This window comes from Zooshikella sp. RANM57 (assembly GCF_050749885.1).
In the GTDB taxonomy this organism is placed as follows: domain Bacteria; phylum Pseudomonadota; class Gammaproteobacteria; order Pseudomonadales; family Zooshikellaceae; genus Zooshikella.
In genome coordinates this window covers 92,797-118,782 of record NZ_JBOIUB010000010.1, presented here as the reverse complement: position 1 = coordinate 118,782, position 25,986 = coordinate 92,797, and the positions used below count along the sequence as shown (strand labels likewise).

General features: G+C 39.1%; 19 protein-coding genes. 9 read left to right on the top strand and 10 right to left on the bottom strand.

Annotated features, from left to right (window positions below; translation table 11 throughout):
- Positions 1 to 90 precede the first annotated feature (90 nt).
- Together ACQ96U_RS19615 and upp are read right to left on the bottom strand one after the other, a co-directional pair.
- Positions 91 to 465, bottom strand: coding sequence for a SecDF P1 head subdomain-containing protein (locus ACQ96U_RS19615; protein WP_431722963.1), 375 nt, complete (start codon positions 463 to 465; stop codon positions 91 to 93).
- 140 nt (positions 466 to 605) lie between these two features.
- Positions 606 to 1,232: a uracil phosphoribosyltransferase gene (gene upp, locus ACQ96U_RS19610; RefSeq protein ID WP_431722962.1), complete on the bottom strand. Its 627-nt coding sequence runs from the start codon at positions 1,230 to 1,232 to the stop codon at positions 606 to 608.
- A 672-nt stretch (positions 1,233 to 1,904) separates the two neighbouring features.
- Between upp and ACQ96U_RS19605 the strand changes: the two genes are divergently transcribed.
- On the top strand, positions 1,905 to 2,459 hold the full coding sequence (locus tag ACQ96U_RS19605; RefSeq protein ID WP_431722961.1) for a hypoxanthine-guanine phosphoribosyltransferase: 555 nt from the start codon (positions 1,905 to 1,907) through the stop codon (positions 2,457 to 2,459).
- A 224-nt stretch (positions 2,460 to 2,683) separates the two neighbouring features.
- Positions 2,684 to 3,262, top strand: a complete 579-nt coding sequence (locus ACQ96U_RS19600) for a thymidine kinase (protein WP_431722960.1) — start codon at positions 2,684 to 2,686, stop codon at positions 3,260 to 3,262.
- A gap of 140 nt (positions 3,263 to 3,402) precedes the next feature.
- On the opposite strand, the gene ACQ96U_RS19595 is transcribed toward ACQ96U_RS19600, so the two are convergent.
- Entirely contained in the window at positions 3,403 to 4,497 is a 1,095-nt protein-coding gene (locus tag ACQ96U_RS19595) for a DUF3541 domain-containing protein (protein WP_431722959.1), read from the bottom strand.
- 4 nt (positions 4,498 to 4,501) lie between these two features.
- The gene (locus ACQ96U_RS19590) at positions 4,502 to 5,668 is read right to left on the bottom strand and encodes a DUF3541 domain-containing protein (protein WP_431722958.1); all 1,167 of its coding nucleotides are present in this window, start codon (positions 5,666 to 5,668) and stop codon (positions 4,502 to 4,504) included.
- A gap of 239 nt (positions 5,669 to 5,907) precedes the next feature.
- On the opposite strand from ACQ96U_RS19590, the gene ACQ96U_RS19585 reads away from it, so the two are divergent.
- From ACQ96U_RS19585 to ACQ96U_RS19575, 3 genes are all read left to right on the top strand, one after another.
- On the top strand, positions 5,908 to 6,573 hold the full coding sequence (locus ACQ96U_RS19585) for an ABC transporter ATP-binding protein (protein ID WP_431722957.1): 666 nt from the start codon (positions 5,908 to 5,910) through the stop codon (positions 6,571 to 6,573).
- Positions 6,566 to 7,363: an ABC transporter permease gene (locus ACQ96U_RS19580; RefSeq protein WP_431723041.1), complete on the top strand. Its 798-nt coding sequence runs from the start codon at positions 6,566 to 6,568 to the stop codon at positions 7,361 to 7,363. The genes ACQ96U_RS19585 and ACQ96U_RS19580 overlap by 8 nt, the downstream gene beginning before the upstream one ends.
- Positions 7,364 to 7,503: 140 nt before the next feature.
- Positions 7,504 to 8,382: an alpha/beta fold hydrolase gene (locus tag ACQ96U_RS19575; RefSeq protein ID WP_431722956.1), complete on the top strand. Its 879-nt coding sequence runs from the start codon at positions 7,504 to 7,506 to the stop codon at positions 8,380 to 8,382.
- Between the two features lie 81 nt (positions 8,383 to 8,463).
- Here the strand turns inward: ACQ96U_RS19575 and ACQ96U_RS19570 are convergent, their stop codons facing one another.
- The 3 genes from ACQ96U_RS19570 to ACQ96U_RS19560 form a co-directional block, all read right to left on the bottom strand.
- Positions 8,464 to 9,693, bottom strand: a complete 1,230-nt coding sequence (locus ACQ96U_RS19570; RefSeq protein WP_431722955.1) for an aminotransferase class I/II-fold pyridoxal phosphate-dependent enzyme — start codon at positions 9,691 to 9,693, stop codon at positions 8,464 to 8,466.
- Between the two features lie 160 nt (positions 9,694 to 9,853).
- Positions 9,854 to 10,273 carry a hypothetical protein gene (locus ACQ96U_RS19565; RefSeq protein ID WP_431722954.1) on the bottom strand — a complete coding sequence of 140 codons (420 nt, stop codon included), beginning with the start codon at positions 10,271 to 10,273 and terminating at the stop codon, positions 9,854 to 9,856.
- Positions 10,274 to 10,535: 262 nt separating this feature from the next.
- Entirely contained in the window at positions 10,536 to 11,540 is a 1,005-nt protein-coding gene (locus ACQ96U_RS19560; RefSeq protein WP_431722953.1) for an amino acid ABC transporter substrate-binding protein, read from the bottom strand.
- Between the two features lie 487 nt (positions 11,541 to 12,027).
- Between ACQ96U_RS19560 and ACQ96U_RS19555 the strand changes: the two genes are divergently transcribed.
- From ACQ96U_RS19555 to ACQ96U_RS19540, 4 genes are all read left to right on the top strand, one after another.
- Complete coding sequence (locus ACQ96U_RS19555) at positions 12,028 to 14,016, top strand: glycoside hydrolase family 18 protein (RefSeq protein ID WP_431722952.1); 1,989 nt, start codon at positions 12,028 to 12,030, stop codon at positions 14,014 to 14,016.
- 211 nt (positions 14,017 to 14,227) lie between these two features.
- Positions 14,228 to 15,097: a hypothetical protein gene (locus ACQ96U_RS19550; protein WP_431722951.1), complete on the top strand. Its 870-nt coding sequence runs from the start codon at positions 14,228 to 14,230 to the stop codon at positions 15,095 to 15,097.
- 172 nt (positions 15,098 to 15,269) lie between these two features.
- Entirely contained in the window at positions 15,270 to 15,932 is a 663-nt protein-coding gene (locus ACQ96U_RS19545) for a hypothetical protein (RefSeq protein ID WP_431722950.1), read from the top strand.
- A 589-nt stretch (positions 15,933 to 16,521) separates the two neighbouring features.
- Positions 16,522 to 23,202, top strand: a complete 6,681-nt coding sequence (locus ACQ96U_RS19540; RefSeq protein WP_431722949.1) for a hypothetical protein — start codon at positions 16,522 to 16,524, stop codon at positions 23,200 to 23,202.
- A 123-nt stretch (positions 23,203 to 23,325) separates the two neighbouring features.
- Here the strand turns inward: ACQ96U_RS19540 and ACQ96U_RS19535 are convergent, their stop codons facing one another.
- The 3 genes from ACQ96U_RS19535 to ACQ96U_RS19525 form a co-directional block, all read right to left on the bottom strand.
- Positions 23,326 to 23,973: a PEP-CTERM sorting domain-containing protein gene (locus tag ACQ96U_RS19535; protein ID WP_431722948.1), complete on the bottom strand. Its 648-nt coding sequence runs from the start codon at positions 23,971 to 23,973 to the stop codon at positions 23,326 to 23,328.
- Positions 23,974 to 24,779: 806 nt separating this feature from the next.
- Positions 24,780 to 25,322, bottom strand: a complete 543-nt coding sequence (locus ACQ96U_RS19530) for a hypothetical protein (RefSeq protein WP_431722947.1) — start codon at positions 25,320 to 25,322, stop codon at positions 24,780 to 24,782.
- Between the two features lie 97 nt (positions 25,323 to 25,419).
- Entirely contained in the window at positions 25,420 to 25,809 is a 390-nt protein-coding gene (locus ACQ96U_RS19525; protein ID WP_431722946.1) for a hypothetical protein, read from the bottom strand.
- Positions 25,810 to 25,986: the final 177 nt, after the last annotated feature.

Genomic DNA, 25,986 nt, shown 5'->3' with positions numbered 1-25,986 from the left:
ATACTGCCTATTGGCAAATAACTTAACTCTTATTGTATTAAGCATTACATTAAGGATTAGCGCCCAATAACACTTCACATTCAACAACAACTAACTTTCTGAAGCCGTCAGCAAAGACTGTAAAATGCGAGATGCTTCTTGCTCAGACAAACCTGTTACCGTGAGTTTCTGTCCTATTTTTTCTCTAATCTTAGTGCCCGCACTTACCAGTGTGCCATCAATGGTGATTGACATCCGTTGCCCTAAGTGCTTCCTCGTGAAGCGAGCTAGCTTTTGTCCAAACTCATCTGTTAGTTCAATGTCAATGACAGGACCATTAAAGTTATCCTTATTTAGTTCTGCAAAAAGAACATCATTATTATTGGCAACGAGATCTTCACCGTTTACGCGAAACGCAATGTCGGCCTGAACAATCGATGACAAACACCAAAGCAATCCAATATATAACACCCCAAATTTTTGCATATCAACACCCTCCATGGCAGATCAGTAGATTGTCTAATCGATCCTAAAGTATAGTGCTAACAGCCAAATTCGACGACATATCCTTCGCAAATCCTTTTTATACCCCCAGAAGGGGTATATCCTTCACTGTGGGTATATATTTACTTGGTTCCAAAAATCTTATCACCAGCATCCCCCAATCCTGGAAGAATGTACCCTTTTTCATTCAAACATGTATCGACAGAAGCCGTATAAATAGTCACATCTGGATGAAGCTTGATAACACGCTCAATACCTTCTGGTGCGGCAACTAAAACAAGTACACGTATTTCCTTACAGCCTTTTTGCTTCAGCATGTCAATTGTCGCAATCATTGAACCGCCCGTTGCCAGCATGGGATCAATAACTAACGCCATACGCTCATCAAGATCACTCACCAGTTTTTCAAAGTAAGGGACAGGTTCAAGGGTTTCCTCATTACGATACAGGCCGACCACACTGACCCGAGCACTTGGAATCAGCTCCATTACGCCATCAAGCATACCTAAACCGGCTCTCAAAATAGGCACAACGGTTATCTTTTTCCCTTTAATTTGTTTTACATTAACAGGTCCTGCCCAGCCTTCTGTTTCGTAGTCTTCTAGAGGAAGATCTTTTGTCGCTTCATAAGTCAGTAGACATCCTACTTCACTTGCCAGCGTGCGAAACCCTTTAGTACTAATGTTCTTATTTCGCATAATGCCCAGCTTGTGCTGTACAAGAGGATGTTTTATTTCAAAGACGCTCATGGATAACCTCAAATCAACATCAACGAAACAGCATCGCCAGATATAAGGTACTTAACAGTAAACATACAATTTAAAACAACGCGTTTTAATATATGCTGCTGTTAGCCTCTCTAGCAGATGCATTGTATGTCATATATTTATACCCTTGGTGATGGGTATAACCTATCTATGACAAAATTACTTCATTTGCTAAAGGCAAATTGGCCGTATTCTACCTTGTAACGAAACATCTGCCTAATTCTTTACAATCAACCACCCTTTTTTGTCTTACTTTTTATAATGACCCATTATTTTTGCCTATTGTTTTACCAAAAAGACAAGGCAGATGACTCCTATATAAGGTGCTGTTAACACTTTTGGTGAGCTCTAGCTAAAAACCTGCATCTTTAGCCACGACGTATGTTTCTGCTAAGTGTAGTCTGAATAAGGAGTGCATCAATAGGCATTTGGGGCTTGCTCTCAGACGTGAGTCACTGTATCTTTCCCGCCCTTAATGGTAGCAAAATTGATGGTCACCTGAATTGCTGTAAACAAATAGCCTATCATCAGCCATTTGCTTACTTGTATGAAGTAATCATGCAAACAGCTTCATATACACTCTACATCACCAGGTGCTAAACCAAAGCGAATCATCTTAGGTTTCATCAAACATAAATACGAGGTTCCCAATTCATGTCTGCAGATCTTGAGCATATTAAACAGGTTTATGCCGAAGCCGACTGTTTATACACTGAAGCTGAAGTGGAAGCAGCGATTGAGCGCATGGGACAAGCCATTACCGCTGAACTCGCAAACAGTAACCCATTAGTCTATTGCATCATGAATGGTGGCCTTGTTGTCAGTGGCAAACTGCTCACTAAACTGAATTTCCCACTTGAAGTTGACTATATTCATGCAACCCGTTACCGCCAAGAAACTACTGGCGGGGAACTAGACTGGAAAGTGCGCCCAAATACATCAATGCAAGACCGTACAGTACTCATTCTGGACGATATTCTTGATGAAGGTCATACCCTGGCAGCCATTGTTGAATTTTGTAAAGCCCAGGGTGCTAAAGATGTACAAACTGCTGTGCTGGTTGAGAAAAAGCATGACCGTAAAGGTGTTGATTTAAATAGTGACTATATTGGTCTGCAAATAGAAGACCGATATATTTTTGGCTATGGAATGGACTACAAAAGCTACTGGCGTAATGCACCAGGTATTTTTGCCTTAAAAGGTCATTGATTGAATACCGTACCTGTTTAACAGTACGGTCTACTCTGATGCAATGTCTGTCAGGACTTATCACGTTCAGACATTGCATAACTCTAATGTACTACACGTAACAATGTACTACATGTAACATAGTACATTAAGTTATGTCTAATCATCGTGTATACCCGCCATGCCCATTTAGCATAGTGGCTATACGCTTCATGGGCTCTGCACATCTGATAGCAAAAAATAAAATGGCACAACTTTACTTTTACTACTCAGCAATGAATGCAGGCAAATCAACGGCCCTGCTACAGTCAGCACATAATTATAAAGAACGAGGTATGGAACCTCTTCTATTTACGGCTGCCATCGATGATCGATTTGGTAAGGGAAAAATAAGCTCTCGTATTGGGCTATCTGCAAATGCGCTCTTATTTCAGGGCCAAGACAACTTTTTTGTTACCATACAACAGGCAAGCCAACAACAAAACATTCACTGTGTCTTGATCGACGAAGCTCAGTTTCTCACCAAGCTACATGTTGCAGAATTATCCGAAGTCGTTGATCAATTGGATATTCCTGTGCTTTGTTACGGACTTCGTACCGATTTTAAAGGCGAATTATTTGAAGGTAGCCACTACTTACTTGCTTGGGCTGATAAAATTAGCGAATTAAAAACGGTTTGCCACTGTGGCCGCAAGGCAACAATGGTTGCACGGTTTGATGAGCATGGGAAAGCCATTAAAGAGGGATCTCAAATCGAAATAGGTGGAGAAGAGCGCTATGTATCTTTGTGCAGAAAACACTTTAAAGCGGCTCTCATCAGCTAGTATCTCGACACACAAATCGGGCGAACATCATTTTAGCTATTTCATCAATAGCTAAAATGATTAGCACAAAACGATACAACTAACATCCTCTCTTATTTTCATAAACTGACAGCCATATCGCTTTCGCTTTTATAGTTGTGTTAATCCAGAGATAAACGATAAGGCAACTGTCTACGCCAGGTTGACGTTTGTGTTAAATTGGGTCCTGGCGTCAACTGATTCGGCCAATTAAAAAAAGCATAGGTAAGCACATTACGATGCTCTCCAGAGCTGAGTGAAACATTACCCTCAGCTCCAGGAATAATGTAGTGTTTTTTATCAACCATTGCCAACAACTGGCGTTTCAGCCGGTGTAAAACCACTTGATCAGAAAAACCAACCAACTTCAAACATACACCAATTTCAGCCAATACATCCGCTTTAGCTCGCTTTTCAATAGTGTCTAATGTACTCACAAAGTACTTTGTTATCCATGCAAACTGCTCATCAGAAACAGGCTTCTGATAGTAACGACTTGCTGACAAAATAATATGAGTTAAGCCATATAGCTTATTCTGATATTCCAACTGTGACAGTTCAGTATCCTTTGAGATTGGGTAAATCGTTTGAAATTTCGTTATAAACTTTTCTGATAACTTAGCGATCCCCAGTTCCTCTAACCAAAAAACATAATTTGCAGCTTGCGCTGCATAAACACGAATAAAGGCTTCATCCAGGAGTAACTTAGCGATTGGTTGTTTTTGTAAATGATTGAGTAAATTAGAAAAATGTGTTGGTTTAATACCTAATTGATTTAGTTGCGCTAGTAGATAAATACTATGTAATTCAAAACGCAGTGCTCTAAACTTTGTTTGCTGCCAAAAAAGTCTCCGCTGAAGTCCACGACTTTTTTGGCCAAATGCGGATGTTAGATTATCAACTATCTGCAGCCTAAATTTTTCATCGTTTACATGTGCATCATACCAGCCTACACGAGACACTAAACGATACACATGATTAATAATTTCACCAACATACTTTTCCTGGCCAGTCAGGCGGTACATTCGTAAAGCATAATGTGCCTTGCGTTTGGGTGTCAGGTGCAGTTGGTTTGTATCATAAACCTCTTGAATTTTGAGTGCTGCCTTGTTTGCAGCTTGCTGCTCGGCATTTGTTGTTATGGCTGCTTGCACTCCATTACTTAACAGCCATGATAAAATAAGTAAACTCGCTTTATACCTACTGAATAGCTTCATACACTCATCGCTGTACAGATTTAATAACTACGTTTTTGGGTAAATACGAACGAAACTTGTCATCATTAGCCAGATAAGGTCCAGGATGTAATGGCCTCGGTAAATAAAACAACATAAATGCTAATACATTGCGATGCTCACCTCGCGCTAAATCCCACTCCCCATCGACAGAAGGAATCATTTTATGCTCTTTATCTATGGCTTGCCGAATAGACTGACGACACTGCTTGACCACAGGATGATAAGCTTCCCCCGCGAGTAAAAAACTTACGCCCACCTCGGCGATTACATCTGGCTTAGTTTCGCTTAAAATACGCGCTATATTTTTTTCAAAATAATCATAAATCCAGGCAAATTCTTTTTTATCTATTGGCTGCTGGTAATAGCGACTTGCCGCAAAAATAAAATGTGTTAATCCATAAACCTTATTGATGTAAGCATCCCCTTTTAACCTCGATTCATCCTCAAATGTTTTTATAAAAGCTTCTTTATAGGGCTTCCTTAAATCAACAATACCTAATTGATGCAGCCAATAAACCCAATTAGCAGACTGTGCTGCCCATGCACGTATGACTTCAGGTTTCAAAAGCGTTGACTTAAAATCATACTTTTTAAGTGCTGCATAGAGTTGTTCGTTATGAACTGACTTTAAACCTAATTCATCCAACCGGTTCATAAAAGGCAAAATAGCCGAACTATAAAATAAAAACTCACTATTTCCAGCTAACACTGCACGTCTTAAATTACCTTTATAATTATCAGGTTGTTTTCGTTGAGCTCGTTTTATATAGGATTTAATATAGCTTTCGTCACCTAAGCGATTAGCAATAAAATCCAAGTGATCTGCAACGACATATGTATCGTATAAACTTGTGGATAAATATTTTTTATTGCCTGTTAACCGGTACAAGCGGATGCCATAGTGGCCCTGTTTTCGTGGTGGTAATGTAAAAAGTGATTTTTCTAGCGTATGACGAAGTACATTTGAGGTTTGTTGGTTTTGCACGAGAGATTCATTATTACTCTCACTTGATGCCCAGGTATAAGCCCCGACAGTCACTGTTTGCATGATTGAAAAAACAACAAATGCCTTAAGGACACCTCTAAGACAAAGACCAAAATACGTTTTATTTTTTTGGGCATATACTGGTTTATTTTTGATTAACTTCATAATTTACTTCCAGTTTTCTGTTTTTATAATGTAATAAACCTAATGTTCTTACAACTCCTTCTAGCCAGTGATCATTTTGTTTAGTTAAGCCAGTTTCAACTCATGATTACCTAGAATGCCTTGTTGGCTATACTTAAGTAAATGATTAATACAGCTCTACTTGACACACAGGACATGCCTCTTGGATATAATGTGACAAACATCTACAAAACTTCTAAGTCTTCGTACACCTACAGCAAATGGTTTATATTCGTGAAAACCAAGTTAACGGCTGTTTAAATCCCAAACTAAGCATGAATAATTTTACGCCCTTACTGCAGGTCAAACATTTATCTGTACACACAATACAACAGATCAGCTTCAACCTTTTCGCCCAGGTATGTATGTGTATTCAAGGTGCTTCAGGAACAGGAAAAAGCCTGCTTTTAAAAGCACTGGCAGACTTAATCCCTGCACAAGGAGAAGTATTATTACAGAACCAAAAACAAACTGACATTGAGCCATCGCAATGGCGTCGCTATGTAACATTAGTACCCGCGATGCCAAGCTGGTGGCATCCAACGGCCAGAGATCACTTCTCCTGCAATATTGATAACTGGCTCACACAATTAGGATTATCTCATTCAATCATACAGCAGCCTATACATACGCTTTCTACAGGAGAAAAACAACGATTAGCTATTTTAAGAGCACTTCAACATAATCCTTATGTCTTATTGCTGGACGAACCCACTGCTAATCTCGATCCTGTTAGTCAATCACACCTGGAACAGTTTTTATTTGACCACTTTTTACAACAAACAGATCGCAGTATTATCTGGGTTGCCCATCATCCATCCCCCTGGTTGGTTAACCGAGCCAAAAACTTCACTTTACATGGAGGTTGCTTAAGTGAAGATGATTGAACTCAGCTACGCAGATTTAGCACTTTGTATACTACTGCTCAGTGTGCTTGCTTTATTTCAACGAAACCTAGCCCCTGGTCTTACACGACAGCTCTTTATCAGTATGGTACGGATGTTACTACAACTCAGCATTATTGGCCTGGTTCTAACGTGGCTGTTCAGCCATGTTCAGCTCAGTTGGGTTCTAGGAATTTCACTACTGATGATACTCGCGGCAGGGCGTGAAGCAAATGCTCGACAAACCTACGCTTGGGTAACACGTTGGAATATCTGGATTAGTACTGTCGCTTTATTTATCTCAACAACGAGCATGTTGTTTCTGATGCTTTTGGCTTTTATCCAAGCAACCCCCTGGTATCACCCACAGTACTTTATTCCATTGCTAGGTATGCTGCTAGGTAACAGTCTAAATGGCGTATCATTAGCGAGGGAGTACATGACAGTTACAGCACATGATGCTCAAGATCGCATTGAAGGACAGTTGATGCAAGGTGCTACTTGGTTACAAGCAACAGCTTTCCTTCGTCGACAAGCACAACACAATGCCATGATCCCCGCCATTAATTCGATGGCTGCCGCTGGTATCATCAGTTTACCTGGTATGATGACAGGACAAATTCTTGCCGGCACAGATCCATCACAAGCAATACGTTACCAAATTGCCATTTTAATCTTAATTACCATAGCCACTGGATTGGGAAGCTTTATTACAACATTTTTTACCGCACGACAACTGTTTGATAAACGTCAACGATTACGTCTCGATCAATTAAAGCCAGCCCGTCATTAAGCTTATTTATAATGAAAACTTTGTTTCTACGAGGTATACCGATTCCAAGCAGAATACCTGATTTTAACTTTCATTCCCAAGCTTGTTATACTGCTCGCAAAAGGCATAAATCGCCGTACAATTACAGGAAGTAACATACTATGCAACACATGCTACACTCGTGGACAATTAACCCCAAACAACATAAGCAATCTATTTTATTTGTGCATGGTGGACCAGGAAGCCACTCTCACTACTTTAAACACTGGGTGAGCCAACACCCACATTTCACGCAACACTTTGGCTGGGTATCCTACGACCAACGCGGTTGTGGACAGTCCAAGCCACATGACATGTACAGTCATGCCGCTAATATTGATGATTTTTTATTAATGCTGGAAACATTTGCAGATAGTGGTATCAATATCTCTGCTATTGCTGCCCATAGTTATGGTGCAAAGCTTGTGTATGATGCTTTATTAAATAAGCCTGAAATTAACAAAAAAATAATTCTTTTAGGACGTTCATTACGAGCCGATATTCCAGCCAAAAGAAACTTTATGATGGATATGATCCTCATGAAACTTTTTCAAAAAGAGGATTATAAAGACATTATGGCCTCCACTCAGTTTGACGTAAACGACCCTACAAGTTTATGGGAGGTCAAACAAAAATTTAAAGATGCCCTTAAAAACAGGGCTATCAGAAGCTTATTTAATTGGTCTAATTTTGCAGCCATGGAATCATTTGAAGCGATAAAAGCACAGTGCACGCTCACCGACAATGATGATATCTTTAAAGCGGTTGTCAGCAATATTCACCAGGATAGTAGCAGTACGCCATACTATGATATTGCCAAATTAACACAGCAGGTATTACATATTATGGGCAGCAACGACTTTCTCATGGCAGGAGATCTATTTCAACCGGAACATCACGACAATTACACGGCTTGTGTCTTTTCTAAATCAGGCCATTACCCCCATTTTGAAGAACCTACTAAGTTTATTGAAACCGTAAATGACTTCATAAAATCCTAATAATTATTCATGACTTGCTCTTGCAGGTTGTCGCTTTACAGCGACAACCTATAGATTAAGAATGACATGTCAGAATTAACATTAGATAATCTGGCAGGCAGCCAGTGCTGTTTTTAATTGATCCCAGCGCTGCGTTAAACTGCCAGTATACCCCATTGAAAATCGTACTAAGCCTGATGAAATATGAGCAAGTTGTTTATCTTCTTCAGTCATTTCACTCGATGTTGAACTGCCAGAACAGGACATCAATGTATCACTATAGCCCAGGCTAACCGCCATAAGCCCAAAATGCTGTTCATTTTGCAAAATATTCATTAATGCATTGGCTTTTTTTTCTGAACCAAGGTCTAACGTAAATAGCCCTCCAAAACCATATTCATCCACATTTCCACTGCTTTTTAATAGCCGATAATCTGGGTGATTAGACAAACCAGGATAAGTCACGGGTAACCCCATTTCATGTAGCTGCTGTGCTATATACATTGCTCTTTGACTATGGGCTTGAATACGCAATGGTAAGTGCGCTAATCGTGCACTAATACGAAAAGCAACGTCTGGATCCATGGTTGGTCCAAGCAGCATTAAAGACCCTGTGTGCAAATCCATTAACTGGCTGACAAAGTCAGTCGATGCACAAACTACCCCAGCTACCGTATCAGAAGCCCCGTTAATAAACTTAGTTAAACTATGTATGACAATATCCGCGCCCAGGGCAATCGGCTCAATAATGAGGGGAGAAAAGGTATTATCAACCACAAGAGTTAATTGATGCTTTTTAGCGAGTGTAGCTAATGATCTAATATCTGCGACACGTAGCGTAGGGTTTGCTATCGACTCAACATAAATAACCTTGGTTTTTGCCGTAATTTTTTGCTCAATTAGCGAGTGCTGATGAATATCGACAAAATGTGTATGTATATTATTCTTGAGAGGAAAGTAATCATGTAAAAGTGCGTAAGTCCCTCCATAGATCGTATGAGAAGCAATAATCTCATCACCAGGACACAACAGCTGGAGTAAAGTACTCGATATTGCCGCCATACCACTGGCCGTACAATAGGCTGACTCACTACCTTCTATACATGCCAGTTGTCTCGCTAGATTATAGACTGTTGGGTTAAAATGACGCCCATACAAATAACATCCACCCTGTTGAGGCCCTTTTTGACCTTGAAAGATTTCAGGCAGTGTATTAGCTTCCATCACAGTAAAGGTAGAACTGGCTTCAATTGACATGTTAACGCCACCATGTTCACCAAATTCATGTTTAGCGTTTGCAAGTCGTTCTACAGCATTCTTATTATTATTCATGTTTATGTCCCTATTTTTTATATAAAAATAAAACAATAATATTTTAATTATTTCTCTGGAGAATATAGGAAGATGCGCTAGGAGTGAAGGGTTAGCTCAATAAGACTTCATGTTTTATCGGAAACTTTTTATAACAGCCACGCAGGCTACTGTCCTAATCTTAAGTTTCAGTAGTAGTATTATCCCAATGAAAAACCAAATGATCAGTGCGAGCATGTGTAGACTCAGTGGTTAACTGGATATTACTGTGGTGTTTTAACCTCATGATGGTCTGTTTAACTGACTGCTCGTTCCCCTCCAATCCAGATAAAAAATCAACCAACTGATAATTCGTTACCTGCTTTTCCTTTTCAATATAGTCTAATGCTTGCTGTAAAAGGGAGGGCTTATGACGAGTAGTCTTACTATGAGTTGATGTAGGTACTGTATTTTCTAATTCACTTTCACAAGGAGTGGCAGCTTTGTTTTGTCTGCTCCAAACATCAAGGAGTTCAGATGCCATATTAAGCACGTCTTCATCACACGTTATTGTCAAGTCAATGGGTGTATTACCAACAGAACCCTTGATTCGCATAGCCATCAGCGCATACCTAATCAACCATTATTAATAAGCTACCATTATTCTTAAAGGTGCTTCTCATTACTAGGGCCTGTTAACAGGCCCTAGCTAAACCATATCCTTCAGAAGAAACGAATGCATTAAATTGTACGCTTAATATAAGCCTCTGAGAGCTTTCTTTTCAAGGTATACCTTTCGTTTTTAACGTTTATTACATTAATGGCATAAAATGAAAAACTAGCTAATCACCTCCGAAATAGTCTGAAATAGCGTCAAAAAGAACTTAAAGCATCTTAGTTAAAATATCACTCGGTTCAAACCATAATGATCGATTTGAGAGTGGGGTTTTCGCTGGTAGTTCTGGGTTATCCAGTCTAATCAAGCGACGTTTATTAAGATTAGCGCGTAAAATTTTATCTCGATGATACTTATAAAATATTTTATCAAAGGTTCCATTCGCGATTAATTTATTAAGCCCAATTTCAACCCGATTCGCCAGCTTGGCATTTTTCTTCGACATAAAAAAGTAGTAAGGCCATGGATAATACAATACCAACTCTTTTTCAACAGACAAGTTAGGATACTTATCTTTTCGACGCTCCAGAATACCATGAGCTTCATTTACGCCCAGAGGTAATAAATCAAACCGTTTTTTGGCTAGCTGAGGAAAGAGTAACTCAAATTTAAATACTTTATAAGGATCGATACCATTAGCCTGGTAAACTTTCACATCCCCCCAGTCCTGACCTTGACCAATTTTTAACTGCTGTAAATCTGCTAATGTTTGCACCTGCTGAGCTTTTAACTGCCCTTCAGGGTTGGCTAAGCTCAACCTATAACCAAGTAACCCTTTACGAAGAGGTATGCGAATGGGGTATAACTGCTCTTCTCTCTGTTGACTGGTTGAACTCCAGGTGATATTGATTAGCCGGTCCTTCTCAATTTCAACCAGCATTCTATCTTCGGTTAACCTCGCTCGAGTACTACTAAGTTCATAATCGCCATGACTTTCTTTTGTTATTTCCAGTGCTTGTGTCAACAGCTCTTTAACATCTTCCAGCCGAGCAGGCACTATAGGAAGTACGTACGAATCAACTGCGTTAGCTGAAAAGGAGGTAACCAGTAATGTCAGCGCACTTATTGTACAACTAAACCAGCGTTTTACTACGTGCATAGCATTGGTCTCTTTATTATTGGAAATGTATGACTTCTTACAGCGTCTGTATTCCATCTCCAGCAAAATATCCATGATGCCAAAGGCTGACTGCCGGCCAGACACTGTATACATTCAGCCCTGGTGACTCATATTACCCTGAATTCTTAGCAAATTGTAACCATTGCACTTTTGTTAAGCAATTGGTTATAAGCTAAAACTATTGTGCAAAAGAAAATGCACTTGATTCTTATTTTTTTTCTTATATCAATAAGGGCCTCAATGTAAACAGTATCCTATCAAAATAATGGTTAGCCTGATTGGGATGTTAAAAACTATTAATAGCATTAACAGTATACGTATAGTTTCGCCTGACTCTATTCGCTGGGTATTATGTTTCCATTTCTGTAACCAGCCGAATTACGCAACTCATATCCTTTTATTTTTCACGATTTCACTTAATTTCTTTCTGGAACGAAAGCCCCTATTCCAAAAAAGCATAATAAAAAAATAGCGAGTCAGTTTATTCGCATTTAAATTTATGTTTTGAAAGTGTACCAATTAATTTCGCATCAAAAAGAAAGTATTCATCTTAGTGTCATCAAACTGAATGGAGTCAGTCATGGCATCATTAATAAGCGCTATTTTTACGAGTAAACGTATAACCTCAGTCAGTACGGTATTGATGAGTCTTTGTATATTACCTACCAAGAGCTATGCAGTCGAAATATCACAACAGGAATCGGGTAATATATCATCCCAACAAATATCCGCCCCCTGGAATCTTATTTCCAGTAAATATACGGGCGAACGTGTTCACCTAAAATTATTTTATGATTGGGTGTGGGATAATAACGATCCCGATCGAAATTTTGCAGGGTTTAGACCATCTGATTACAATATTTATGTTGCTAAACGTACAGGGGTTGATTGGAAAAATGAAATTCAATATCAAAAACAACATAAAGCAACTGACAGTGATACTAACTGGGAAGCCAATAAAGAATATCATCGCCCTTTTAATGTAACTTCCAGCGGTAAAATTGTTGGCTTATACATGGGCGAATGGGGTGTGTGGGAACGTGCATTTCCTGCAGAACTTATCGCCGCAAATAATATAACGCATTTATTTTACTCATTTGCTGCAATTTGCGACTACGATCGTCCTAACGCTACAAAAAATGATGGATTAAATCGAGAGTTTAGTCCAGACGGCGGCGAAAGTCGTAGTTGGAAAGTCATGCGAGCCAGCTGCGGAAAAGGATTAGCGCCAGATGTCAATAATAATGAACGTGGAGACTTGGTTAAGCTTGGTGTCGTCGAACGCAATAATGACTTTGAAGTTTCAGAATACGACTATATTGCCGTTCCGCATTCAGTCGCCGCAATAAAAAAAATAAAACAACGTTACCCTCACTTAAAAGCCATGTTGTCCATTGGTGGCTGGACGCTCAGTGATCCCTTTTACGATATGGTCAGCAATCCAACATGGCGACAAACATTTGTCGACTCGGTTGTAGCTTTTATGGCACGTCATGATAATGTTTTTGATGGTGTTGATATCGATTGGGAGTTCCCAGGAGGAAGTGGACTCAGCCCCAATTTAACGAAAGGTTATATGCAAGACCGAGACAACTTAACCGCTTTAATTAAATTATTAAGAGCACGGTTAACCGCTGAGTTTGGAACCAAGTTTGAGTTATCAGCGGCACTATCCGCCTCTCCAGCAAAACTTGCTGCGGTAGACTTAAATGCATTACGGGATGAATTTACTTTCATTAACCTGATGACATACGACTTATACGGCGCCTGGGCTAAAGACCCAAGTCATCATGCAGCAGTCAATGCTAAACCCGTGATGGGTACTTACAACAGTTTATCAGGTATCGCCACGGATGAACTAGGTAATCCTATTCTCTTCAATGGAAACACTCGAACCAATAGTGAAGTTGCTCGTGGCTTCAGTACCCGAGGTGCTATCGAGACAGTTCGTACATTGTATCCAGATTTCCCGACAAATAAACTGGTTATTGGTGTAGCCAGTTACAGTCGTGGCTGGGAATATTTAAAAAACCGTAAATCATTCGGCAAGTTTTTCTGGCATGGACAAGCGCAGCATTGGCGCAACAGTCGTGGTTCTGGCTTGGGAGCAGCAGGAACCTTTCAGTTTGGTGTAAGCGATTTTCGTGATATTTATGACCATTATATGAAAGCGGGTAACAGTTACTTGTACTATGATACCCAGGCTGAATCAGCGTATATCTGGAAACCACATAATATGAATGATTCCACTTATCAATTCGCAAAAGTTGAAACATTCGACTCTCCTAGAAGTGTTATTGCTAAAGGCGAACTCGTTAAAGAATATAATTTGGCGGGTTTATTTATGTGGGAAGCCCAAACCGATAATGGCTTAATTTTAAATGCTATGAATGCAGCCGTTTGCAATAGACTAAAATCAGGAGGCTATTATCAATTTACTCAGCAATATGCCGGCGAAAGTAATACCGTTGTTACACAATGGGATAAAAACGGTATTCCATCGGCTGTAGAAGAGTCTATGTCTGGGCCATCCACTTATACTTTTAACGGTGCTGAATATTGTAAATAATGCGGGTGCAGCAAAATGAAGGGGGGGGAATCTCGCCTCCTTCTTCAGGAGAGTGTCGCCAAACTACTTATAACACTGTATTTAAAATCAAGGATACCTTCACAGTAATCATAGCTGTTAGACTGTCTTGCTAAAAAAATTGTTAATTTCACCAATATTTTCTGATAACATAAATTTAAGGGAGTGATTTAAACAGATAATAGTGAACCTCATGGATAACTTGTTTACGCAGTTGGCTGAAGACATAGGACCAATTGATAATTGCCAGTCACTTAGCCATAAAGTTTCTCTAATTAGTACTGGCAATCGTCAATTAATTGTTAAGAAAACCTCTCAGGTTGAGCTGTATTGTTACATAAGCCTGCCACACCAAATTCAGTCCTTTCAAATTAACTTTCCTCGTCTAATACACAGTATCAAATCAAATAATAATACAGTAATTGTTTTAGAGTTTATCAAAAATGCTAATCAGGATATTAACCAAAATGAACTCTTTAAACGTTTAGTCGAGTTTCATCAAACCAACCTTATGAATCTCAATCTTGGTTCACTGGCAAACCACTACTGGCAACCAGAGGATAATTATCTACTCTTACAACTGGCACCACCGTCCGATCAGCGCTGTTTACGTAATGTTTTGGATAATTTCTATTATGAATTCCAACATCTCTTTGCACCTGGCTGGCTAATTACAGGTGACAACTGCCTTGACAACTGGTGCTGCAGTACTGCTGGTGAGGTATATCGGATGGACTTAGAACACGTCAGTCTAGGCAGTCCCGCTATAGATTTAGCCTGTTTACAACCCAACTGGCCTTCTTTTAGCCAATGTCTACATACTGCAGACAATTACTTAAACTACAATCAACAGTTTAAACGTAACCGCTTCCAGTTAGCGGCTGACATTGTTGCTGCAACATTATGGCTCTTTGCTAAACGTTGTAACACACTACTTAACCCTGAAGATAATCAACCTATTCATCCTATCATTTCAGAAGCGAGAGAACGTCTGACAACATGGCTGAGAGGGATTTTTCAGCAGGTATATCAACACCCTGACTTCTATCAATTTTCATTATAATTACCTTTTACCTCGCAAAAGTCATCTCAGTCGATGTGCGTTTCACTTTTGCGGAAAATTAACTCTTTATCCATTGATCATTGCCTCAAAAGAACAAGATTAGGGTTACCTTTTTTTTCTTTATTAGCTATTGTTAAGATACATACATGATATAGACACAAGCTAATTTATTATGGATATAAAGCAATACGCCTATACACCTTTATATGTAACACGTATTATAAATAAATACTTGCTACTTACTGGATACGTCATGCTTTTGAGTGGTTGCTCAGGCTCTATCCCCTACTTGCAACCCGCCGTGTCTGAGCAGGATTTACTGGCCGCCGACTCCTCCATTAACCAATGCTTTATTAGCAGTGGTATTGCCTATGAGCTCATTAATAAAATCAACCAATATCAATTAGCAAAGATTGATGCAGAAGACGAATTAATTGCCAGTCAGGGTAATAATTTATCAGACTATTACTTGATGAAAGACTTGCTCGATGAGTACTACAACGTTAGTCCAGAAAAAGACGAGCACTCTCGTTTCATCGCGTCTTATTACTCTCGTTGCCTTAAAAAGTCCCAAGTGAACCCAGAGTTAATACCACAAGATACCCTCGCTCAATGTTTAGAACATAACAACCAACTTCATACCCTTTATCAACAAAGCAAACTTAAGCAATGGAGCGAAATCGCAAGCCTTGCTCAACAATACAATATAGCAACTGATGACGCTAAACAGGCTTTTCAATTTGGTACAGAGTATAACCAGCGTTATATCGCTTTACTGATGAAAAAATTTCGTCAATGTACAGATACTGAGTTAGTATCAGATACATCTAATTAAGTATAGGCTAGGTTGCCGACTCCTGCCGGCAACCAATTCAACGTGTGTTATCCAGTCTTTGTCTACCCCTGCTGCTCATCAAAATACCATAAGGTACTTTTTTTCATATTTTTTAATAAGTCATTCATTATTCTTTCCTTCCCTCCCCTTATATGTACTAATACGTAAAAATAGATTGACAACGATCTCTTTTTATTAGAAGTTATATTTTGCTCTCACATAGCGGGCAGATCCCCATATGTGTATAAAAATAAAAAATATTTATGGTGTTTACAAAAAAGCATCATTAAACGCAGTACCCCTTGCGTAACAATAAAAATAGATAAAAAACCCTTTAATAGGCTTTTTCTGGGTGAATTGCTAGTTATTTTATTTCTGTATTTATTAAGACGTAAATTATGCGCAAACGTACATCCTTACGAAAGACCTCATTATAGACATATTAAAATATTAACTAATTATAAATTATCGCACCTTGGGCTTTTAGTATGCCCAGCTATTAAAGACAGTCCAAGTAAAGTGCGATTTTTAAAACCATTTATTTACTGATTTAAACCGTCCATCTATTATAATTTTTGTGGTGTATTTCATGGAGTCATCAGTAGTTAATAATAATTCGCCATCGAACTCACGTTCTGTTTTATCATTATGCACCACGGAAGGAAAGCCAATAACCAGTGAAACGTTAGCCGTTGTTAATAAGCTTGCAAACCAACTAAATTCGCTTAAAGATACTGCACTCAGCCAAAATAATAAAAAAAATGCAAAAAAGATATCACAGGCAATTTCTCTTTTAGAAAATGTTCAGCTAAAGTTAAATTCACTCATTACAACAGAGGGTGAACACAGTACCCTGTCAACAACAGATACCGCATTTTTGTCATCTCAACTGGAAAAAACCAGCCAGCTACTAAATAAGTCTGACACAAAGACCCTAACCGCATTATTAGGCCAATATTTTTTTGCAAGTTGGTTAAACCAGGCTCGTAGTGAAATCAAAACTGATGTCTTTAATAAACTAAAAGGCATTGGCAACCCTGGGGCCGCAAACTCAACCACCTTGAAAATTGAAGTGAAAGGTGGTGGTAATATCGTTGCTACTAATCTTTATGGCAGTATAGGTTACAGTCATACGGATACATTAGACTCAGATGATGAAGGTTTATTTTTCCGCTCAAAAACTCGAGCCGCTAGCTTAGGATTAACAGCAGGTATTAAAGTTATAGCTGCAAAACTGGGGGGCAATCTAACCGGTAGCCATGCTTACACCACGTTTAAAGAATATAATAATGTCAAAACCTATGTGGACATGGAGGTTAGTAATTTAGCCTCATTAAATCGTGATGATACCTCACTTACAAAAACGTCCAAACAACTTGCTTGGCAAATTATCAGCAAGGTTTTTGCAGGGCCTCAACATAGTGCAATTGGGTCAGAATTAAAGCAGTATCATCAACAGCTACAAGCAGCCGTCAACAATCAACATAAACTTAATACATTATTATCAGAACAGCTTGGTATTGACAGTAAAGTCAATGTTACCTTACCCGTTATTCCTGAGACCCTTAGCGGCTATGTTAACACCACCTCAGCCAGTGCAACTGGCTCTGCTAGCATTGGCATTAACGGTACTGAATTACCGCTTGCAGCTTCAGCAGGTATTAACGTCACACTACGCCGAACTGAAATCTATGAGTTTGTGCCAGCTTACTTTTGGACGGTTATTGCAGAAAATGCTCAACGCTTAAAAGAATTGCCAGCATCTCTAACCACTTATGCAAAAACACTGCTAAATCAAGACAGTGCTAACAAATCGATCGTTGATCGATCTACCCACGCATTAGCAACACTTAATAGTGATTTTGATCGTTATATGACTGTTGTTCAAAAATATGATGCGGGTGATCAGTCCTCTCGTGGAGAAAAGCATGCGATTGAGTCACGGTGGGGAGTTCAAGGAAGACATGAATTTCTTCAAGCAATACACGCTTCCTACACACTACTAGCAGACCGTATTTGGAATGCAAATACAACACCTGAACAGTTTCAGCAAGCTACAGCACTATTAGATACAATAAGCAAAAATATCACGCAACCTACGATCACATATTCTAAAAGTAAGCTTGAAAATATCGCATCTTTTAAACAGCTGATTAGACTGAGCATCACGGATAAAAGCTTTAGTTTAAGTGGTTCTGTGGGTAATTTTGGACTTGAAGCCACCGTTTTACACAGAAACCGAATACACCCAAGCCGTTTACGTCACGGTGATTATATTGATATTTACCTTAGCTTTAAGGCAGGTATCACCAGCGGTGATGTCACAGGCTTTATTGATAACATGGTGTCAAAAATCAAAGGACAATATGATGCCACCGTTGATTCTGAGCAAATAAAAAACACCCTATCTGACCTCATTAATAATCATGTAGATGCCTCTGCATCAGGTAAATTTACCTTACAGTTACGCTACTTTAAAGCCGGCTATCAACATGATTATGGCGATAATCACTATCATAAACAGTTTTCTCGCTATTTATTTACCCATTCAGCCAACTTAGGTGTAAATGGTGAAGTACCCGTTGGTGGTGGTGCCAGTGTGGGTGGAAAAATTGGTATCGCTCACAGCAACACCGAAGTTTTAAAAGAGTCGCCTACAGCAGATACCCTCAGTTATGTTCTTACTCGATACAATCGTTGGTATCGAAACAAAGAAACTGAAGGCGAGTGGCAAGACTACTTTAAAGATCATAAAACAGAATTTAGTCAATTATTTAAACAGTTAGGCAACGCTGACACTACTGCATTTCTAGAAGCTCAACATTGGTTACAAGAGTTAATTTCAACAGCCGATACCGATAAAGCCTATTTCCAGACGCTACAAGAAGCGTTTAATACGGCTATGAACGCTTATCGAGAAGACAGCTCAGAACAAGCATTTAACACAGCAAAACACGTTTTTAATCAGTTTATGAGTGAGCAAATAACTCCTTGGTGGAACGCTCACCGTAGCCATTGGCAAGACCTTCCTTTTCAACCCAAACGTAGCTTTCTAGAAAAGCTAGCAAAACGCTTATCGAGCTTCCCTGATCAAATAAAAGACTCATTCAATCAGCTATTAAAAAGTAATGCTGTACTACCACAGCAAGATTTGTCGGATACAAGAGCTTTAACCAAAGCGTTAACACTTGACGATCAGCACTTATTAGACAGCTTCTTGCTGGTTTATAAACAGAAAGGTCTCAGTGCTGCCACCAGTTATACACGAAATATTTTGGCTTTGGGTTATCAACAATGGCTGCAACCAGATCAGGAGAATGTTCAAGCAAGTGGATTGACTGAACGCGTAAAACAGTTGCCTTCTCTTTATTTTAACGCTGTAAATAACGGGCAAGGAGCCAAACGTTTACGAAAAGCACTCGAACCATTCACTGAGGCAGGGGTATTAAAACTTCGTGTTGATGGTAACGACTTAGCGTTATTAATAAAAAATAAATCGGTCACCTTATTTAATGTCACCACAAGTGAAATCGTTACCACCAATACTATTCGTAAAGCAGTTGACTATATTTCATCTCAATATGACTTAAAACAACAAACATGGTCACTTGCACACACCACATTAGACCAAACCATAAGTGATACGCTTATTACCCAGATTAGCCGCCCTTATGTCACCGATCTGGACCTATTAGCACAAGCGGATAAAAACCTTGGCTTGCTTCCTATGGGCGAACAACACATCAGTCGTATAGAACTTTGGTTAGCAGGTGCTAAACTCAATAATGTAACGTTAACAACAGAGAATTTAATTTCACTGTCAACAATTGATGGATCACTTACACTCAACGCTGATCAAACACAACGCTGGATGAAACAACTCGATGGAAACCAGCGTTATACAGCTTTAGCGCGACTAAATCAGTGGTTAACAGCATCTCCTGCACTATTGCCCCAAAATACCAATTCCGTTGAAATCGTTAAACTGCGCAAACAGGCAGAGGCTATTAATTGGTTAGATCACCAGCTCCCTCTACTGTCATCATTAGATGAAAAATTAAATCGCTCTTTAGCTTCTGTATCAGAATTGCATGATCGTCAACAACGCTTATTTGGTTCTACCCCAGTCCCTAACCAAAAACTCAATAAGCTCGCAAGCAAAATTAATGGTGTAAATACCGCCATGAGCGTCATACGGCTACCAGGGAATATTTACCAAACCGTTGACGCATTTGCCCAAGGCGATACCTATCATGCTGTACAGTCACTAGCCGATACACTGACTGATAATCTTGATATTACACTGGATGTATTAGCTAACAGCACTAAAGTTCAGGCTGTTTCTACACGCCTTGCCAGTGTGGCCACAAAATTGGGGGCTATCACCAATTTCGCTGGAGCAGGCCTAGGTATTTGGTCTGCTGTCGATAATTTTAATGCCGCGGCAACTACGACAAATACCGATGAACGTATTGATTATATAGTTAATGGCTCGCTAGCCGTGGCAGGTGTTATTGTTTCTATTGCCACTGGTATTGCCTCATTAATTACGGCAGCAGCTGGGCCTATTGGGGCAGCTATTGGTTTAGCCATTGGTATTGCTGCCAGTATCTATAATACTGTTCGGGTCAGACAGCAACTTGCAGAAGCGGGGATTACTGGCTCTGATCTTGATCTAGCTGGTGCCGCTGTCTTTTTTGGTTTTCCTGTGCCTGAGCATATTGCCAATAAAGCTGCAACCAATATTGGTGAACGTCAATGGAATGAGATGCAACAAAAACGTTTAGAAATGTATGCCCAGCTTGGTGTGGATAAACTGGTTTATAGTACACCTAAAGTGTTTACTGCCTACGGTAAACTAACCAATATTAGCGAAGGTTATGATTACTATAATTTATCGCCTGCTGAGTTAAGAGAATATCATCGAAATAATCCAGGAGAGGTTGATTCTGGCTGGGTATTTCGGCAAGAGCCTAAAGCAGCCCAAGTTAAAAAACTTGATACATATAATGAAGAAGATGGTGTGACTCTCATTCAATTAGGTAAAGGCTTTGATTGGGCAAATGGTGATTTAAACCGCCGAAACATTTTTCTGATTGACCACAACCGCAGTGCATTTCAACGGCGATACAAAGGGGGCAATAAAGCAGATACGTTTGAAATACGTTCCCCGAATGCGCTTCAACGTTTTACCAGTACAGATTATTCCATTGTTGATGGTGGTGCGGGCATTGATACTATTTCATTCCGTTCAATGTATGCATTTACAGGAAAGAAAAAAGGTCTAGAAATTAGCCTTGACCCCCATAGCCACTTTGGCAATAAAGGAACTGTACAAATTCGTGATGGCCGACAAGACTTTTTCCTGATTGAAAATATTGAAAATGTTATCGGCTCTGAAGGTAATGATGAAATCATTGGTAACCGCTTAAGTAATTTTTTACAAGGCTCAGAGGGTGATGATGTCATTAGTGGCTTATATGGCGATGATCATTTAGTAGGAGGACAAGGCAGCGACTATTTAAGTGGTGGTGAAGGCACTGACACTTATACAATTACTGCTGATGACTGGGAAACAGACACTGACCACGACACAATCGATAACAAAGTAGAGGCCGGAGAACAGTTTTACCGAGTAAAATTGGATTATTTAGCCGAACACCCTGAAGCCTCCGATGAAGAAGCAAAGTTATATGCTTATCAACATACCCCAAAATCGCTAGCAACGGATCAGTTAATTACAAACTTTGGTGATTTAAGCGGCTATAAAGAAAATGACGATCTTAAACTCACGGTAAGTCAAGGCTGGTTAAATGCGCTGCGTTTAGCGAAAAGACTATTTTTAAGTCACCAAGCGGGTAATGATATACTACAGCTCACGGATGAATTATCTCTCACTAACACTGTTCTTAGTCATATAAAGACAGCGCTTGCAACAACCAAAGATCATTGGGAATTATTAACCTCTGAAAGCTTTAAATCTGTATTAGATCATTATCAGGAAAATGCACCTACACGTATCAATGTCATTACCCTGACGAATTACTTTAAAGGTAAACAGTACCAGCATATTCAATTCCGAGATTTAGCGGGTCATTTATATATCCCCTCTCTTCAAACTGATGGTCAGGTTATTTTTGATACCTTGGTTACCCGTGCTGCAGATGAGGGACATTATAAAGTTAACTTGAATAACGGTTACACTCACTTGTTCAATGGTGATGTACAACAACGCTTTAATTTACTTTCTACAAACATTACCAATGTCATTGGTTCTAAAGAAGATGACACCCTTAGAGGCAATAACCTTGATAACTTGATTGATGGTGGTGCCGGCTTTGATCAGCTGTTTGGTGAAGATGGCAACGATATTCTTGTATCGGGTGCAGATGGTGCACAATTAAGTGGTGGAAATGGCCATGATACTTATATGATTGGCGCCAATCAGAATATGGTTGTTATTACCAGTGATGACACAGATAATCAACGCGATACCATTAGTTTCCAAAATGGATTTAATGGTTTTTCTCACCGCTATAGCGCTGAAGAAAGTCGTTATTATCTCAATTATCAAGGTACAGAAATTATCCTAGGGAATCGCTACCAGCAGAATATCAATAAAAAACTCACCTTTGCTTTCCAGTCAACAACACAATCTGGCCAAGGTATCTTGTACGGTACATTTAATGAAGACCATAAATTCCAACTTTCAGAACTGGATTTAACTGCTCAAACTAATGATGGTTATACCATTGATGTGGGTAAACAAGCTTACCAGTCTTCCTCAGAAAGATTTGAGCTTTCCTATCCATTAATGTCGTTGTTTAAACTACGGACGGGTGATGGAGATGATACGCTTTATACAGGTAAACATGATGGCGTACTTATTGCCAACCTTGGCGCAGGGAATAACACTGTAAACATGAATAAGCACTCCAGTATTATTTATTTAGAGCAGTCATCACATACTACACTCACTGTGCAATGGGAAAACCTGGACTGGAATGATTTTAAAGTTTTATATAAAGAGGGTAATTTATCATTAATTAATAAAGCAAATTCTGATCAGGCACTTATTTTAAATAAAACTGAAGACGCATCAGATTTATCCATAAACATCATTGATAAAAATCATAACAGTCATTCCGTCGATATTAATTTACTCATTCAAATGGCAAGCCAAATGAGTGAATCTGATATTGAAGGAATTACTGTTCATGACATGCCACAACTTAATAATGTATTAACGTCATTGGTGCATACGGTCTAGATCTGTACTTAAACATTAATCCATAAAAAGATCAGTTACTTTAACGACAATCATGACATATGATTAGAAGTAACTGATCTGTATGCATCTATACACTTTACTGCAGGTTACAAGGATAAAAATCTAGTACATTTTCCGTCTAAGAAAAATACCTGTTAATAATGCAAATAACCCTAGTGTTCCAGGCTCAGGAATAGGATCTGGTTCAGGTGTTGTACCTGCATTATTGAACTGTAAATCATCAATATAATGGAATAACCCTACATCAGAACCAGTACCATAACGTAAAGTTACGCTAGTTACTGCTTCGTCACTGACAAAGCCAATAAACTGGTCAGCAAAGTCATTCATATTGGCTACAACACTGATGGTATCAATCAAACCACCTACATCAAAAATATCAAGAAAAGCTGTAAAGGTACTACTACAACACGTGTCGTCATTACCAAAATACATACCAACAGATGAGGCAGGTGTGTCAAAGTCAATCATAATAGGATCAGGGTATGTATTAGTTGATAACCCTTGAGTTCCAGAAGGTGTAACCCCGCTTGTATGACTACTAGCACTGGCTAGAGCAACTCCCGATGATGACGAAGCAGTGAACCCAGGAACAAAACTACCATCCTCAAAATCTTCTAACGCATAAGGACCTTGACTCATTCCAGCCGTTGAGCCAACCTGGGTAATAACTGCGTGTGCGGAAAAGCTTAAAGCGAGTATTGTCGTAACAAATAAATACTTAAATGACTGACCACATCGACTATTCATAAAATCATCTCCATGTGTGAATTTATGTAAAAGCTTTTTCAAGGTACATGCCAATCTTTATACTATCTGCTACATATGAGGTAAAATCACAAATATAACACCAGTAACCTCATATCAGAAAAGCAATAAAAGCATATTATGTAAATAAATTGGACAAAAACGTATGAGTCATAATTTTTAATGACGTCAACCCTGTACTTTTTTTGATATATGGCCAATATAAACACTCTATAAACCAGTCCGTATTCTCACCTATAATCTTACATTCATCTGCAACAATAAATTTTTAATAATTCAATTAAACCTTCATTATTAATGATAATGCAATGGAAAACTTTTGAACGCATTTAAAGTGCCCACATGTTAAATATTACTATTGCTAAAACAAATATATCCTGCTTCACTATCAGAGGGGTTATAAACCAGATCCAGTATCACTGAAATCCATCATTTGACACTTCCTATTTGTTTAAAGTCCTCGATCAATATTGGCTCTGGCCAGTACTACCTATAAGTTAACCGTCATATAGACTCACCACTTGCCAGACGACTTAATCCCCTACGCACACCATCCATGGAGGCTCAACTGCCGCTAGCTTGCGGCAGAAGGTTCTCCGTGGATCAAATCGTCTTTACCCTTTAGTGTACATACAACACGTTTGGTAGTTACAGTTTAAAGGGTGATTTTTAGGTTTGAAAATTGCGTAAGGTGAATGGAGCCGTTGAGGATTGTTTATGTAACAGACGCCAATAACGCTTAACGACTAACAGCACTAACACTAATCACATACTTGCTCAGCATTCATTTATTCTTTTACCTGATCTCTCCTGACCTTTTTTCTAGGGTCATACACTGGCATGTTTTCATCACCCAATTTTCCTCCCTGCTCATAATAAGTCATAGCTAATGCATTGGCTTCCTCTAATTCTGGTGAGGGTTTACGCCACTGACTTTCTGGGATAGGCTCAGACCAACGTTTAAGCTCATCTGATAATGTGACTTTTGGAATTTTTTTTTCATGCCAATCACTCAGCCAGTATGCAAAGTATGAATAATGCATCCAGTCCCAAATTTTTTGTTTGTATATTTGCCAACCAACTAAAATACCATTTTCTTTCCAACGACGGCGACTATCTTTATATTCTTCTAAAGTATCAAGATTACTTGGTGAAGGGCAAGCATCTGGCCCCTCTTCCATAAATGCACGAATACATTCCCATTGCATAATACAGTTTATTTCAGCTCCACACGCGACTTCATAGCGTCCTCTAAAATTAGTTACATCGGTAGGACTGGCCATCGTAATGGTTAATGTGGATAAAGGTATAGCAGTCGTATCTGATAACATCAGTGTAGTGCCAGCCCATGCGTATATTTTTTCCCAAGGAATAATTATAAACTGGCCTTTTTCACCAAACGGTAAAGCAACCTGTCTACGCTGGCGATTAAAGCGGATAAAACGCTGTTTTTTTTAATGCAAAGTAACCTCTTGCTATAATATGAAAATAAAACAAATGTAGCCCAAAGAAAACCATTAGAAAAGCATTTAAAAAAAACTGATAACCAGATCTGGACACAGGGAGAAATATAATAGTTAATAACAGTGCTCCTCCAAATATTAAATAAACCAAATTGCAAAGTAGTGCTAAGTTTTGCGCCCCTACCCTCACACTTTTATGACCAATATCTAAATAGACATCATTTTTTGCTTTTATAACTCCTTGCCCATCCATACAAGGGTTATTAGTAGTAATAGGTAATGGAGATAACACCAAAATCCGATTTAATTTATCTTCAAAAGATTTGCCCGCTATCATTTGCTGTCGGCTGATCATTCGTGCTCACAACATAACCCATTATCAGTACTTATTAGCATAGGCTAACAATGTCCCAGACTGTCAAATCTGCTTCGAACACGCCGTCAATCCTTCCCTGGAAGCTCAACTGCCGCTTCCCTGCAGCAGATGGTTCTGCGCAAATCTGACAGTCCTAATACCTGTGTGCTCATACTC